Source organism: Alkalihalobacillus phoenicis, from assembly GCF_047302405.1.
In the GTDB taxonomy this organism is placed as follows: domain Bacteria; phylum Bacillota; class Bacilli; order Bacillales; family Bacillaceae_D; genus Alkalihalobacillus.
On record NZ_CP154853.1, the window covers coordinates 4,406,196 to 4,421,528 of the forward strand.

The following is a 15,333-nucleotide window of genomic DNA, read 5'->3' on the forward strand; positions in this document are numbered from 1 at the left end:
CTTTTTTTGGTCGTCCTTTGATGATTAGATTAACCCGTGTTTTTTAAAGCTTTGATACACTCCATCATCCTCAATCCTAGCTGTGACCTCATCAGCGACATCCTTGAGCTCTTCTTTGGCATTACCCATGGCAATCCCGATTTGACAAAATTGCAGCATTTCAAGGTCGTTAATCCCATCGCCAATCGCTATCGTCTGTTCTTTGGATAGTCCGAGGTGTTCGAGTACAGTTTGGATACCTGCTGCTTTATGAATCCCTAAGCCCGAAATTTCGCCACCCTCCGCTCCGAACTTTGCAAAGCTTGTCGGTACGACGGTTAATTTATCGCCAAATGTATCGGCTATGTATTGATAAGGAATTTCCTTGTGCTCCATAAAACAAATTTTGTTAATGTCATCACGGTATAAATTATTTTCGTCAAAACTTGTAATTTCAATTAAGTGTTGAAGAGGGTGCTCGTTAATATTGTTGCACTCTCCACTTTTCAGATCAGTTTCAATAATCTTTAAATAGTGCTCCTTTAATGATGGATTACCATACATCCTTTCATTCGTTTCCATCATAAATTCAATGCCTTTTTCATTAAAGACGTCGACGAGCTCCCTTACTTCAGCAACAGTTAAAGTTTTTTGAAAAAGACCCTCTCCATTAATTTCCGCAAATACACCAGCACCACCGATAATTCCGTCAAATCCAATGTCCATAATGTTTGGATATAGAGCCACTTTCGAGCGACCGGTACATAAAAAAACGAGATGACCATTTTTTCGAGCTTGCTGACAGGCGGCAACGGTTGATTCAGGAACCGTTCCATTCTCCATTAATATCGTTCCATCTACATCTAAAAAAATCACTTTCTTTTCGATGGTTAACACCCCTTTACGACTTAATCACTTTCCAATTATATACTAATTGTTCGAGTGAAACTAAATGAAAAGACTTAGCTCTGTTTGAAGCGAAAATGTAGTGAATAACGGAGAGGATTGGTAATGAAAAAGAGGTGTTGCTGGAATTACGGTGCGAAAAGAGCCACAAAGGGAATCAAAGGGAGTCAATGAAGCCGGAAGCCATTGGAAAAAGAGCCGCAAAGGGAATCAAAGCCTGTCAATGAAGCCAGAAGCCATTGAAAAAGAGCCACAAAGGGAATCAAAGGGAGTCAATGAAGCCAGAAGCCATTGAAAAAGAGCCACAAAGGGAATCAAAGGGAGTCAATGAAGCCAGAAGCCATTGAAAAAGAGCCACAAAGGGAATCAAAGCCCGTCAATGAATCCCAAAGCCATTGAAAAAGAGCCGCAAAGGGAATCAAAGCCCGTCAATGAATCCCAAAGCGATTGAAAAAGAGCCGTAAAGGGAATCAAAGAGCCTCAATGAAGCCGAAAACCGTTGAATAAAAGCTTGCCAATAATAATATTATTCGACAAGTGCCTTGTCACTTGTCGAATTCATCGTAATTTACCTATCAACTCCATTAAAGTGAATCATTATATCAACTCCAGCTCCTGACAAAGCTCGACTAATGAGTGAATGCCGAGAAATTGTTGGCGGTTTATTGAGTCAATGGTTTGAACGGCTTCTCGTGTGACCTTTTTCACTTGAGCTAAGTTCTGATGGTCCATTGCATCAATAATTTCCTTCATATTTTTTAAAAAGTAAACAGAGTGATGAAGAGAGCGGATGAGAAGAATTTTTCGTAAATCTAATCCACTAAACAGGCGGTAGCCATTTTCCGGGTTTCGTTTTGGGTGGAGCAAACCTTCCTTTTCCCAATGGCGAATTGCTGATGTGGTAACACCAGTAAATTCAGCAGCTTCCCCAATGGTAAGGTTCTTCTTCTTTTTCTTATTCTCCATAACGGGTAATTGTAAGTTTTCGACTAAAGCTAACGTTTGATTAGCTGCTTCACGTTCCTTATGGAGATTCGCTTGTTCTTGATTTAGAATCCAAAAAGCTTCATCCACATGACCTTTTTGAATATGTTTCAACACAGACGATGTGATTGAGGTGCCAAATCCAAAAAACATGATGCGAATACATTTGAAGTAGGCGAGATGGACACTCGTATATAGTCGGTAACCGTTTTCCGCTCTATCGGGTGCAGGGACAAGGCCCCAAGCTTCATAATGACGGAGGGCACTTGTGCTAATATTCAACTCTCTTGCAATCTCAATCGGTTTAAATTTCTTCATTTAATCCCATCCTATAATGATTATGTCCACTAATCTTACCAAAGTTATTCACAGGTGAGCAATTCTTTTAGAAAAAGATTAAAGTACCATGTTAAGGTTTTTGATTTAAAAACAAATAATTACAGTATAAATCTTATAAAAGATTAGCACTTGCATCAGTGTTGTAAAGTAAAATAGTAACGCTTTTTAGAGGTGTCTTAATAGGCATTGAAAATCAATTTTTGGGAGGGTATTAAATGAAAGATTTCATTCGGATTAACGGAGCAAGAGAAAACAATTTAAAGAACATTAGTTTAGATATTCCAAAGCATAAACTAGTGGTCGTCACAGGTCCTTCGGGATCGGGGAAATCGACATTGGCAATGGATATTTTACAACGTGAATGTCAACGCCAGTATATGGAGTCCAGTGGGACGTCATCAGAATCATTGCCAAAACCAAATGTTGATTCGATTGTTGGGTTATCCCCATCTATTTCTGTTGGTCAACATATTACAAACCGGAATCCTCGTTCAACGGTTGGGACGGTTACGGATATGTATACGTATTTAAGGGTTATTTTTGAAAAAAAGGGAGCAAGACAATGTCTCATATGTCAACATACGATTCCAGCAGTTGCTTCTGGAGGGGAAGAGGCGATTATTTATTGTCCGAATTGCCAGCACCCACACCAGCCATTAACAAAAGCGGATTTTTCCTTTAATACACCTGCCGGAGCTTGTCCAACTTGTAGTGGTCTCGGAAGTGTTGTCGATATTGATATTGAAGCAGTTTTTGATAAAGAAAAGAGCATTCGGGAAGGGGCTGTGACGTTTTGGTATGACGTCATGAATGAACACTACTCGCAAATACTCGAAATGGCGAGCAAACATTATCAATTGAATTTTGATTTAACAAAGCCTTTAAAAGAATATAATGAAGTGGAATGGGATTTGGTCCTACATGGAGTTGAAAGTGAACAGTTTTCTCGTCATTATCCCGACAAGCCGCTTCCAAAAACGGTTGGAAAAGGACGCTTTCGTGGTGTTTTAACGTCAATGTGGCAAAGGTATAAAGAGAAGGATGGGCAAATTGGCGAAGCGGTTTTCTTCGTCTCACAACCATGTCGAGATTGTCACGGGGAACGATTAAAAGAAGAAAGTCGTAACGTCACCGTCATCGATAAGACGTTGCCACAACTTTCGGTTTGTTCATTAGAAGATTTATATCATTGGCTCGAGACAGTCCAACAAACGTATCAAAATGAGGGAGATTCTTTATTAGAGACGATTCTTCATGACTTACTTATTAAAATTAAAAGAGTGCTTAATGTTGGGCTCGGTTATTTATCGCTCGATCGTCAGTCGATTACATTATCGGGTGGAGAATCGCAAAGGTTAAGGCTTGCTTCTATTTTAGGATCAGGATTAACAGGTGTTCTTTATTTACTGGATGAGCCAACATCAGGTTTACACCCTAAAGATACGGATGGTCTGATTCATGTTATGAAAGAACTACGTGATCTTGGCAATACAGTATTATTAATTGAACATGATGAACGAGTCATTCAAGCAGCGGATCATTTAATTGATATCGGACCAGGAGCTGGGCGTTTCGGTGGAGAGGTTGTCGGTCAAGGGACGATGGACGAGCTGATGCAGCAGGACGCCTCGATAACAGGTCGTTATTTGAAGCAAGAAAAAACGTACCCTACGAAACGTCGACAAGGCATTGTGGAATCGATTATCATTCATGAAGCAACGAAACATAATTTAAAAAAGGTGACGACATCTTTCCCACTCGGTTGCCTGATTGCGGTATCTGGTGTGTCGGGCTCAGGTAAATCAACGCTTGTCTTTGATTTATTAGGACAAACAGAAGGAGTTAATAAAAAGGTTACTGGTTGCAAGGAGATTTCAGGACTGGAACATATTAATAAAATGATCACAGTTGACCAATCACCATTATCAAGAATGCAGCGGTCTAGTGTTTCGACTTATATTGATTTGTATACATTGTTAAGAAAAACATTTGCTGCATTACCAGAAGCGAAAGAAGCTGGATTAACCGCTAAACATTTTTCTTTTAATACGCCTGGTGGAAGATGTGATCGTTGTGAAGGATTAGGTGAGGTCGAAGTGGATATGCATTTCCTTTCTCATTTAAAAGTCACTTGTCCCGATTGTCAGGGAAAACGTTTTAAAGATAAGGTACTCGCGATTCAATATGAAGGTTATTCGATTTCCGATATTTTAGAGTTAAGTATTGAAGAAAGCCTTTCTTTATTTAAAAGTCAGAAAAAGATGGTTGGACTCTTAACTCTCTTAGAGGAAGTAGGACTCGGGTATTTACAATGGGGTCAGTCTGTGACGACTCTATCAGGGGGAGAAGGACAAAGGTTAAAGCTTGCCAAAGAATTAAGCAATCCTTCTTCTGGTCATACGTTGTATTTATTAGATGAACCATCAACAGGGCTCCATCCGATTGATGTGCAGAAACTTTATGTATTATTAAATAAGTTAGTTGATGCTGGACACACAGTTGTAATCGTTGAGCACAATGCCGATTTAATTACGGGGGCAGATTGGGTCATTGATATGGGGCCAGAAGGTGGAAAAGATGGTGGACAAGTTATTGTAACTGGAACACCAGAAGACGTGGCAAAAGAAAGTCGGTCACATACAGCTCCTTTTTTATTTTCGTAAAAAGCTAAAAAAGCAGTTGTAATTCGGTTAGGATGATACAGCGTGTAGAAAATCGTTTACAGGAAATGCTCCTGTAGGCGATTTTTTTCTTTAGGCTGTTTTCTAACGTGGAAATGGCCGTCGATACTCAGTTGAAATCGTATATATAACATGTCAGCCGAACTTTGGATGGAAGTCGTTGTAGAATCTCACGGTACCGACGCCGAAAAACAGTATGACACCATTACCTCTCCCGGTTCACACCCGGAACGCGTAGGGTATGGAGATGGCGGAGTATAGCTTAATGGAACCCTATTTTAACGAGTAGACGGTTTTTCGGTGGCTTCCAGCTGTAACTGAATAGTCCCAACTTTTATAAAGATTCTTATCATAAAAGCAACCTTGGATGTATGAGTGACGTTATATTAAAAAGAAAAGGGGAGTTATGTGAAAAGCAATCATTTCTTTCTCATCAATATTTTTCTCTTGCTGCTAATCGGTTGCTCAGAAATGACTTTGCCTAAAGAAATGCCAGAAGACTTTGAATTTAGGTTGAAATACGGCTATGGTGCTAAAAATAACCTAAATACCTTTGACAATACTTTTACAAAGGATTTAATTGATCGTGGACAGGTGGAAGTTGATTTACAATTAACAAAAGCAGAACTAATTGAAAGAAAAGATTATATCTGTGCAGTCACTGCATCCTAACTATGAGGACCATGCGAGTGATGTGTGGCTCGTTCAACTAGAAGGAGGAGAAGTGGTTGTCCGTAGTTCCAATATGCTTATTAAGCCTGATAATGATTTTCAAAGGTTTTATTTGGTTTCGACCCAAGAGCGGCCAATACCCTTAAGTTATGACACCTTGTGTATAAAAAAGAGCACCTCGCATGAGATGAATACACCTTGCTAGCTACCCAACTAAAGCACACCGGTAGTTTAGGTAAATTCTTTCACAATTTGACTACCAGAATTTATTGAGTTAAGCTTTGTTTACTTATAAAAGAAAGGCTGAAGATAATGATTCGTCGTTTGAAAAAGTTTAAAAATGTCGCTGTGGGATTAAGCTTCTAAGTAAAACGTAAAATCTACAATACTTAGAAGCGAGGTATAGTTATGAATCAATCGTTATTTAATCATTGGTCTGAAGTTAAGTATTTAAAAGATATAGTGACAAATCCACTTATTGAAGTGGGTGAGTATTCCTATTATTCAGGTTATTATGAGAGTCTAAACTTTGAAGATGGTTGTGTAAGGTATTTATGGGGAGATTTTAAATCTCAGAAGCTTTTCAATCCTATTGAACAATATGGTTGGCATATCGATAAGTTAATTATTGGAAATTATGTTTGTGTTGCTAGTGGGGTAGTCATTTTAATGGGTGGCAACCATAACCACCACTCTGAATGGGTTACAGTTTATCCATTTGTTGAGCAACTAGAACAATCATATGAACCAAAAGGTGATACAGTCATAAAAAGTGATGCTTGGATTGGTATGAACGCTATGATAATGCCAGGTGTTACAATCGGTGAAGGTGCAATCATTGCGGCAGGCTCTGTTGTCTCAAAAGATGTTCCACCATACACAATTGTTGGTGGGAATCCTGCAAAAGAAATAAAAAAAAGATTCACTGATCCAGAAATTAATAAATTAATGAAAATGCGTTGGTTTGATTGGGAGCGAAAAATGATTGAAAGAGCAATTCCTCTTTTGTCAAATTCATCTATAGATAAGCTATATGATTTTTATAACACCGAAGTAAAGAAACAATAATCTCGTTCGAAAAAGGGGCTGTCCTAAAAGCCCTTAAATAAAAAAAGAATCGAGAAGTTTCAGCTTCTCGATTCTTTTTTTAGGACAATATGGATAGAGTTTGGTTTTCGAGCGACGACTGATCGTCGCTCGCTTCCTAATATTGTGAGCGAGGGCGATAAGCCCGAGCTCCACATGAACTTTTTCTTTACCTCGTAAGTGTAATCGTCGAAAGCCCAGGTTCTGTTTGACATGACCAAATACACTTTCCACCTCGATTTTTCTTTTTTGGTAAAGTGCTCGGCCTTCTTCCCTATTTAGTTTTCGGTTTTGCTTCACTCGTAATTCTTCATAAACCGGGTTGTAATGAACCTGCCGGTTGGCTTTGGCTTTTGTACAATCCGATTTAAATGGGCAACCTTCACATGATTCACATTCATAAATCTTGAAGTCTCTTATGTAGCCATATCGGTCCGTACGTTGACTGTATCGCTTAAACAGGACTTTTCGGTGGTTCGGACACCAATAAAAATCATCGACTTCTTCATAGTTCCAGTTGTGTGGATGAAATATCTTCTTGGAATACGAACGTTTTTGTTCCTGACGAAAGGTGTTATAAGGAATGAGCGTTTCAAAAGGTTCATCTTCCATCGCCACATAATTCGACTCACTTCCATAACCGGCATCGGCCACAAGAAGTTTCGGCCAGGGTAAACCACTTTGTTTCAAGGCCTCAACATGTGGGACTAAACAGCGTGTATCCGTTGGGTTCGAGTGAAGACTGTAAAAAAGAATAAATTGGTTTTGAGTCCCGATTTGCCAATTGTACCCCGCCTTCAATTGCCCGTTGTTCATATGATCGTCCTTCATCCGCATAAAGGTCGCATCGGTATCTATTTTGGAGTAACTATTTCGGTGCCCCAATAACTGAAAGGACTTTTCATATTTCTGCAGACGTGGAAGATAATCGGTCTGGGCTTTTTTATGTGCTTTCTTAAGAGAGCGTATTTCTTGTTTCGTCTCTTTTTGCTTCTCTACATCTTGGATTTCTTCGAACTTCGATTCTTTTTGTTGGAGTTCTTCTTCTAGTGCTTGAATGACACTCTCAAGAGCCTCGCTTGAAAGCCGTTGTTTTTGAAAAAGAGGATCTTCTTTTCGGAGCACTGACGTATCGATTTGGATTTGTTCGTGGATCTCCTCTAATAGATCTTCTACTTTAGCTTGAAGTTTTTCTTCGTAGCCTTGAACACTCTTTTTCCAAACGAATGAATATTTATTCGCGTTGGCTTCGATTTTGGTTCCATCTAAGAAATAGTGCTGACCATCGATATAGCCTTCTTTGATTAATAGTTTGGTTAACTCTGTAAATAAACGATCCATCAAAGGCTTTAAACGTTCAGAGCGAAAGCGATTGATCGTTCGAAAATCTGGCGTTTGCCCCGCAGCTAACCACATCATTGGAAGGTTCTCCGTTAGGGCTCTGGCGATCTCTCGACAGGAAAACCATTTTTGGGTGTAGCCAAATAGGACAATCTTCGTCATCATTTTAGGGTGATAGGCAGGACGCCCACCTCCTTGATACGCTTCGAAGAAGATTTCATCCTTTAATCCATTCACCATATCGTTCACCACATGAACCATATGATTTTCAGGAATTAAATCAGAATAATCCATAGGAAGATAGAGTTGGTTCATGTTATAATCTTGGAAAGTAGCCTTTTGGTTACACATAAAAATCGCTCCTCTTTGGTTTGTGCTGTGGTAAGTCCATTCTAAAGGAAAGAGCGATTTTTTTGTGCTTTTTTTTGCTAGAAAATGAAATGTAGCGGACGAGATGGGTGGCCGACTCCTGCAGGAGGAAAGGGCAGGCTGAAATCCACTGGCGTAGACAGTTAGTTCAGCGCCCGCCTGCGGAAAGCGTGCCACCCATCTCGGGAGCGGTGTCTTCCCTCTCACTTTATAATATTCAAAAAGGGGCTGAACCCTCAAAGGTCATTTTCATGACTTTTGGGACAGCCCCTTTTTTGTCATTCATCACATTAAATTTAATTTGTCCTGTACTACTAAACTGTGCCGTTAGTTGAACAGGAAGCCATTCCGTAACTCCTATGTGGGGAGTGAATTTGTTGTAGAAAAACTGTTCAGTAACTCTGTCGGCTCCGTCCCAATTTTTAATAGATAGACAGAAAATAACCGGAATAGTTGATACAGAGGCATATATCATTGCTCCAAAGGAATTTGATTTTATAGGTCTTGAATACATATTAGATAAAAAGTCAGCTGCGGCCTTTATGAAAGGATACAAAAAAGTGAGCAGCATCCCAAATTTAACGGAATGCCGCTACCAAAACCATACTCCGCGTCCTTGCCGAGAACCTGGCGAGCCTCCTCGGTACACCTGTGGGGTCTCGCTCCACGGTTTATTCGAGGTTGCTGAAAAAGTCCAACTTTTTAAAAATAAATTATTTCGAGAAAAAAACGAGCCCTCAGATTGGCTTCTAAGCGACGTTCGGGTGGTAGGGAGACATTTTTGACCCACAAAAAAACATCAATTTTCAAAAACAACCAGTTTTTCAGCAACCTCGGTTTATTCCTGCGGGAGTCTCCGTATGGTTTTGTCCGCTAAGTGTAGTGGAGATGCTTGATGATAGGGCCATTCTCAATCAGCTATTTCTAACGCAGAAGGACCTTCTTCTTCCCTTTGTTGGTTATGGAACTAAATAGGGAGTTGCCACCAATTTTTTTTCCTAAGTCTGCCGTAATGAAAAGACATGATTTAAATCGAAACCAGCTCGATCATCTAACTAACGTACAGAGTATCCACACTGATTTGTTTACAACTGTAACGGAATTAGTCATGGAAGGAGAAAAGTCATTCTCAAGCTAATGTACTTTGAAGTCATGACTGTTTTTTTATTCAATGAGAAAACCGAACCTAGATTCGATTCCAGTATCTAGCGGACAAACAGACACGGAGACTCCCGCAGGAATAAACCGTCCAATGAGACCCCGCAAGCGTGAAACGCTGAGGAGGCTCATGAGGTTCTCGGCAAGGACGCGGAGTGTCTGTTTGGGAGCGACCGCCGGAGGGCCTATTATTTTATTCTTACTGCACAGTTTATCCGTTTTGTGTGATAGTACATTCTCGCTTTTTAAACGTGTCAAGGGCATTTGTTTAAGAGCTTCCCTTTCGCTCTGCCAACTAGTTGAACGGATTTTCTCGATGCGAAAGTTGAGTAAATAATTATTGGAATGATTCGCTTCCTCTAGCAGTCGGCTTCTGCTACAATTTCATCAAGTGTGTGTGTAGGTGGGAGTGAGAGGTATGGATAAACGATTAGCCTATTTATCAATTGCCTTGGGGGCAGCCTTTTGGGGAATGATTGGTATTTTTGTGAACTATTTATATGAGTTAGGTTTTACACCTATTCAAGTAGTCGCTCTACGTGCTGGGACGGCGATGATTTTTTTGCTTATTTATTTATCCTTATTTAAAAAGAATCGTCCTGCTCTTAAAATGAACATAAAAGATAGTCATTATTTTATTGGGACGGGCGTTATTAGTATCGTTTTTTTTAACTTATGTTTATTTTATGCGATGCAAGAGACGTCGATCTCAGTTGCAACGATTTTGTTATACACGGCCCCAGCATTTGTGACGATCTTTTCTCGTCTTCTTTTTAAAGAGGCGTTGACTGCAAGGAAAACACTGGCCTTGTTTATGACGTTAATCGGTTGTGCTTTTGTTATTGGTGTCTTGCCGAATATGGATGGAACGATTTCGTTAATTGGATTTATGTTAGGGCTAGGTTCAGGACTCTTTTATGCGTTGTATAGTATTTTTGGCAAGTATGCTTTGCAGAAATATTCACCATTGACGGTTACTTTTTACACGTTTGTGTTTGCAGCTGCAGCGATTATCCCATTTAGCCGTATATGGACGATGGCGGCGCAGTTCACTTCATTAAAAGTATGGCTACTTGTACTCGGACTTGGTTTCTTCTCGACGATGCTTGCTTTTATTTTCTATACAAAAGGTTTGCAGCATGTTGAGTCGAGTCGTGCATCGATCATAGCGACGGTAGAACCTGTCGTGGCAGCGGTTATGAGTTTCCTATTATTCTCTGAAAAGCTTAATATTTGGCAATATCTTGGGATGGGCTTTGTACTTTTGGCAGTTATCGTTGTGCAGGAATCCAAAGGGAAAATTGAACATAAAAGTGAGCAAGCAAAAGGGAGCTACTAGCAATCGCTTGTCATTCTCATGAGCGAGGCTGGGACAAAAGAGTCTTTACTAATGAGAAATCCGAACTTAATGGTCGTTTAGCCTATAGCCTTCGCTCCGGAAATAGACTCACTTTTCCACCGGCAGCGTGAGGTAACTGAAAAGTCCCTTGCTGGGGAAGAATCTCAAACCACTAAGCTATTTATAAGATGCTCAATTATGGCTTCAGATGGTTTTTTTGACTAAAGCGGAATGCCCAAAGACTCCTGCGCGATTAGCGAGTTATCATGAACGAAACTAGCCCCTTACTCGTAACAGCGTAGGTTAATTTGGTTAGAATGATTAACAGAAGAATTAACCAAACCAAATCAGAGCTACATTACGAAAGGAGCTAGTTATTATGAAGGATACCATAAAATACGTTGGTTTAGACGTATCAAAAGAAAAAATTGCGGTAGCGGTGGCGGAAGAAGGTCGGGATGCCCCTCGTTATATGGGGATGATTCCGCATACACCAGAGGCGATTAAAAAGCTTATCAAAAAATTAGGAGAGGTCGACACGCTCCGTTTTTGTTACGAAGCGGGACCGACTGGATATGGGCTGTATCGCTTATGTGTATCTTTAGGGGTCTATTGTGAGGTGATCGCTCCCTCCTTGATCCCCCAAAAAGCAGGAGACCGAGTCAAAACGGACAAAAGGGATTCTTTAAGGCTCGCCCAACTTTATCGTGCGGGAGAACTAACGAACATCTACATTCCGACGCCTGAAGATGAAGCGTTACGTGATTTAGTTCGAGCACGTGAAGATGCCAAAGAAGATGAATTACGTTCCAAACATCGCTTAACAAAGTTTCTCTTGCGTAATGAAAAGCGTCCACCTGAAGGGGTGAAAAAGTGGACGAAGAAGTATTACGCTTGGTTAGATGCTTTGACATTTGAGCACCCAAACTTAAATCTCGTTTTTCAAGAGTATTACCATCAGTTAAAAGAGTTGGAACAAAGATTGAAACGATATGAGGAAGGAATCGAACAAGAAGCAGAAGAAGGCGTTCATGCATCAGCTATTCAAACGTTACAATCTCTCAGAGGGGTTGCTTTAATCACGGCTGCGAGTCTCGTGGCAGAAATAGGATCTTTTGAACGCTTTGCCACCCCAAGGCAATTCATGTCCTATGTCGGTTTAGTACCGAGTGAATCTTCAAGCGGAGATAGAAGGTACCAAGGGAAGATTACCAAAACGGGAAATCGTCATGTCCGTCGCTTATTAGTAGAATCGGCCTGGAGTTATCGTTACCAACCAGCGGTAAAAGGTCGTTTGAAAAAGAGGTTGGAGAAGCTTGATCCGTCCATACAAGCTCTATCGTGGAAAGCACAGAATCGACTGAACCAGCGCTACTATCGTTTATTATCGCGTGGAAAAGAAAGTGGGAAAGTCATAACAGCGGTGGCAAGAGAGTTAGCAGGATTTATTTGGGCTGTTAGCCGACATGTGCCTAGCACCGCCGCTCAAAGCCAACTAAACAAAGTATAAGAAATCAACAAAATAGAGAAATCAATATCAACTAGATAAGAAGGATAGGGCTCGAAGGCAAAGAGTAACACCGGGAAGGAAAATCCACGTGCCTCCTCTGTGCTATCCCGTTTTAGGGAGAACGCACGCCGCGAGTTAGTGGAATGGCCTTTATACGGAAAGATACTATGTGAAAACCCACGGATATCAGGATGAAAATCGTCGTTAACGTTTTTGCCTTCGTGCCGTGTCCTTTTCTTCACAAAGATCCGACTTTTAGGAGGGAATAAAAGACGATTATCTTTAGCTAACCTTAAGTGTCTCAACTACTTAGAAGGCCAGTCAAGGAACCCGCTTGACAGACCTCCTAAGAGTTGAAGTGGAGTAGTTAGGCTAAAGAAAGGACATTGAAAGCCTAAAAGGCTCCAAGCCATCCATTTTTAAGAAGCAAATACCGCTTCTCTAGTTAAGATTGGCCAAAAACGGATAAAACCTTGGTTATGAGGAGGGCCCTTGACAGTTTCGTTCATATCAGGAGGCTCCCGACTTACCCGCGGAACGCGTAGGGCATGCAGCGAGTGGAGTAAGCTAACTAATGTAACCATATTTAACGAGTAGACAGTTTTCAGTAGATTATCCGGCAGAAGTCTACCTATATTTCCTCTGCTTTGTATTCTCGGTTAAACATCTTAGTTTTGCTATAGTCTCATTATCACGTGAAATGGATTAAATAAGTTATCGCTTTCATTTATAAACTATTAAAAAGAAGCTGATTAAATAGTTGACATTTTCAGAAAATAATTATATTATAATAGGAATTTAAATGAATTGATTATAAAAATGAAGGCGAAAGGCCTTTTTTTATTAGGTTTTTTACTTCATTTATTTAAAGTGGGATAGTGTAAAAGTCATAGTTGAATTATTTTATTTCACTAAATAGAAGAATTTTTTTTATGACAACTAGAAATGACATAAGAGGTGCAGGTACGATGAAGCAGAGTACGAAGGAATATATTGTTGATCGAATGTATAAAGCGTCCGCTGGATTGGCCAATGCTGTTTTGGTTACATTAGGGATTGGGTTATTAATTGAATCTATTGGGATCTTTACAGGGCTCTCGGCACTAGTCACAATTGGGAAAACGGCACAGCTCATGCTAGCACCGGCCTTTGGAGCTGGAATTGCTTATCAGCTTGGGGGCAACACTCTCGTTATTTTTAGTGCCATGGCTGCTAGTACGATAGGAGCGAATGCACTTCAATTTACTGAGGCTGGTGCTATCCTAGTAACAGGACAACCTTTAAGCGCTGTTCTAGCAGCATTAATCGCCATTTGGGTCGGGAAGCGAATCGCGGGAAAAACACAACTAGATATGCTGGCTATTCCTCTTAGTGGAATTGTTGCGGGAGGGCTTGCTGGTTACTTTCTGGCTTTAGTGACAACTCCATTAATAGAACTGGTCAGTGCGTTTATCGCCTCATCGGTGCAAGGTTCGCCATTACTTGGTCCCATCGTTATATCGCTTGTCTGGAGTATGTTTTTAATGTCGCCAGCTTCGTCAGCGGCGATTGCGATATCTTTACAGCTTGATCCTGTTTCGAGTGCTGCTGCTCTAATTGGCTGTACCGTGCAATTTGTTGGTTTTACGGTGATGTCTTATCGACAAAATGAACTTGGGGCGAATCTTGCTCAAGGATTGTTAACACCTAAAGTGCAGTTTCCAAATGTCGTAAAAAATCCAAGAGTTCTGATTCCACCTTTTATTTCTGCGATCATTTGTGCACCGATTGCAACGTTACTTTTTAATCTAGAGGCTCCGTATGAAGTGGCCGGTTTAGGATTAAATTCCTTCATTGCTCCATTAAATATTTTGGCTAACCAAGGAGTGAACCCATTTTTTGTTTATGTTGGAATCGGGATTTTGCTCCCTGCTGTTATCACAATAGTTATTTACCGAGTTCTTAAAGGGATCGGCTGGATAAAAGCAGGAGATTTACATTTAAAAGTACAATAAAAACGTTGATTAAACCTGAACAAAGGAAGTTTCCTATGTTCAGGTTTTTTAATGGTTTATCATCTCTCCCTATATATCCCAGGTGCCATACCGTACTTCTTTTTAAAGACTCTATGAAAATAGGCATAGGAGCTAAAACCACACTTTTCAGCGATGTTTTCTAATGTCATCGTTGTATACTTCATTTGGTCAATCGCAGCCGAAAGTCGGATGTCCTGGGCGTACTCAATCATCGTCTTACCGATCGTTTGTTTAAATAAATGGACAGCTCGTGAAACACTTAAACCTGTATGTTCAGCGACATCGTCGACCTTTAAGCCGAGCGTTGCATGCTCCTCGATATAACGGAGCATTCTTGTGACAGCATAAGGCCGGTTAATGTCAGCCGCGGTTTCATTTAAGGAACGCTCGAGTGTTAAACAGAGAGCTTGTATTAAATGGAGAGCAAGTTCATTATTTTCTTCTGATAAAGGGCGTCTCTTCTCTAATGTCAGATGCCGCCATAAACCGAGAATTCGATCATCTAAATAAATATTTGAAATGGAAGGTTTTTTGGAGCGGCTCCACCAATCGTCAACCCATGCTCCTTCAATTGATACATGATAGTCACCACTTCGTTGATTTTCTTCAATTTTTAGCTCATATGTATCACCTGGTTTTGCTAAAAGCAAATCACCTTTCTTAATGGCTATTCTTTCATTATTAAAAACAATTTCACTTGTCCCTTCTGTTTGTAAACGAAAAAGATATCTTGTTAACGGTTCGGTATCTTGAGAATGGTAGCCTTTTGTATGGTAAGAAAAGCCGCAAAAACGAATAAATATATCGTCCATAAAGGCGTGCTCCTTTTTATCATTTTATAATTAATAGCAAAATAGTGCATGTTTCAATTATATAATCTATTTTTGAATGATTCTAGATCATTTATGATAGAATCATAAGTTTATAAAGTGTTCATTTATAATGTAAGCGATT

The 15,333-nt window shown here is 40.1% G+C and carries 10 protein-coding genes and 1 pseudogene; 7 read left to right on the forward strand and 4 right to left on the reverse strand.

Annotated elements, in window-relative coordinates; all coding sequences use genetic code 11:
• Positions 1 to 24: 24 nt before the first annotated feature.
• Both AA0017_RS20675 and AA0017_RS20680 read right to left on the reverse strand, forming a co-directional pair.
• A complete protein-coding gene (locus AA0017_RS20675) occupies positions 25 to 876 on the reverse strand; it encodes an HAD family hydrolase (RefSeq protein ID WP_413377561.1) in 852 nt (283 codons plus the stop codon).
• 606 nt (positions 877 to 1,482) lie between these two features.
• Positions 1,483 to 2,187, reverse strand: coding sequence for a MerR family DNA-binding transcriptional regulator (locus AA0017_RS20680; RefSeq protein WP_413377563.1), 705 nt, complete (start codon positions 2,185 to 2,187; stop codon positions 1,483 to 1,485).
• Positions 2,188 to 2,423: 236 nt separating this feature from the next.
• Between AA0017_RS20680 and uvrA the strand changes: the two genes are divergently transcribed.
• From uvrA to AA0017_RS20695, 3 genes are all read left to right on the forward strand, one after another.
• Complete coding sequence (gene uvrA, locus AA0017_RS20685; protein ID WP_413377565.1) at positions 2,424 to 4,871, forward strand: excinuclease ABC subunit UvrA; 2,448 nt, start codon at positions 2,424 to 2,426, stop codon at positions 4,869 to 4,871.
• 426 nt (positions 4,872 to 5,297) lie between these two features.
• On the forward strand, positions 5,298 to 5,561 hold the full coding sequence (locus tag AA0017_RS20690) for a hypothetical protein (RefSeq protein WP_413377567.1): 264 nt from the start codon (positions 5,298 to 5,300) through the stop codon (positions 5,559 to 5,561).
• A gap of 408 nt (positions 5,562 to 5,969) precedes the next feature.
• Complete coding sequence (locus AA0017_RS20695; protein WP_413377568.1) at positions 5,970 to 6,629, forward strand: CatB-related O-acetyltransferase; 660 nt, start codon at positions 5,970 to 5,972, stop codon at positions 6,627 to 6,629.
• A gap of 33 nt (positions 6,630 to 6,662) precedes the next feature.
• Here AA0017_RS20695 and AA0017_RS20700 read toward each other — a convergent pair whose 3' ends face one another.
• Positions 6,663 to 8,339, reverse strand: coding sequence for an IS1182 family transposase (locus tag AA0017_RS20700; RefSeq protein ID WP_413377571.1), 1,677 nt, complete (start codon positions 8,337 to 8,339; stop codon positions 6,663 to 6,665).
• A 428-nt stretch (positions 8,340 to 8,767) separates the two neighbouring features.
• On the opposite strand from AA0017_RS20700, the pseudogene AA0017_RS20705 reads away from it, so the two are divergent.
• The 4 genes and pseudogenes from AA0017_RS20705 to AA0017_RS20720 all read left to right on the forward strand — a co-directional run.
• Positions 8,768 to 8,950, forward strand: a pseudogene (locus AA0017_RS20705) (nitrate reductase); the annotation flags it as partial.
• A 983-nt stretch (positions 8,951 to 9,933) separates the two neighbouring features.
• Positions 9,934 to 10,854: a DMT family transporter gene (locus AA0017_RS20710; protein ID WP_413377573.1), complete on the forward strand. Its 921-nt coding sequence runs from the start codon at positions 9,934 to 9,936 to the stop codon at positions 10,852 to 10,854.
• A gap of 379 nt (positions 10,855 to 11,233) precedes the next feature.
• On the forward strand, positions 11,234 to 12,364 hold the full coding sequence (locus tag AA0017_RS20715; protein ID WP_413374642.1) for an IS110 family transposase: 1,131 nt from the start codon (positions 11,234 to 11,236) through the stop codon (positions 12,362 to 12,364).
• 968 nt (positions 12,365 to 13,332) lie between these two features.
• The gene (locus AA0017_RS20720; RefSeq protein WP_413382747.1) at positions 13,333 to 14,358 is read left to right on the forward strand and encodes a PTS transporter subunit IIC; all 1,026 of its coding nucleotides are present in this window, start codon (positions 13,333 to 13,335) and stop codon (positions 14,356 to 14,358) included.
• A gap of 59 nt (positions 14,359 to 14,417) precedes the next feature.
• Here the strand turns inward: AA0017_RS20720 and AA0017_RS20725 are convergent, their stop codons facing one another.
• Positions 14,418 to 15,191, reverse strand: a complete 774-nt coding sequence (locus tag AA0017_RS20725) for an AraC family transcriptional regulator (RefSeq protein WP_413377575.1) — start codon at positions 15,189 to 15,191, stop codon at positions 14,418 to 14,420.
• Between the last annotated feature and the right edge of the window lie 142 nt (positions 15,192 to 15,333).

Bases quoted from the DNA above. Each gene is read 5' to 3' on its own strand.
- uvrA (WP_413377565.1), top strand. From the start codon at position 2,424: ATGAAAGATTTCATTCGGATTAACGGAGCAAGAGAAAACAATTTAAAG.
- AA0017_RS20720 (WP_413382747.1), top strand. From the start codon at position 13,333: ATGAAGCAGAGTACGAAGGAATATATTGTTGATCGAATGTATAAAGCG.
- AA0017_RS20680 (WP_413377563.1), bottom strand. From the start codon at position 2,187: ATGAAGAAATTTAAACCGATTGAGATTGCAAGAGAGTTGAATATTAGC.
- AA0017_RS20695 (WP_413377568.1), top strand. From the start codon at position 5,970: ATGAATCAATCGTTATTTAATCATTGGTCTGAAGTTAAGTATTTAAAA.
- AA0017_RS20715 (WP_413374642.1), top strand. From the start codon at position 11,234: ATGAAGGATACCATAAAATACGTTGGTTTAGACGTATCAAAAGAAAAA.
- AA0017_RS20700 (WP_413377571.1), bottom strand. From the start codon at position 8,339: ATGTGTAACCAAAAGGCTACTTTCCAAGATTATAACATGAACCAACTC.
- AA0017_RS20710 (WP_413377573.1), top strand. From the start codon at position 9,934: ATGGATAAACGATTAGCCTATTTATCAATTGCCTTGGGGGCAGCCTTT.
- AA0017_RS20725 (WP_413377575.1), bottom strand. From the start codon at position 15,191: ATGGACGATATATTTATTCGTTTTTGCGGCTTTTCTTACCATACAAAA.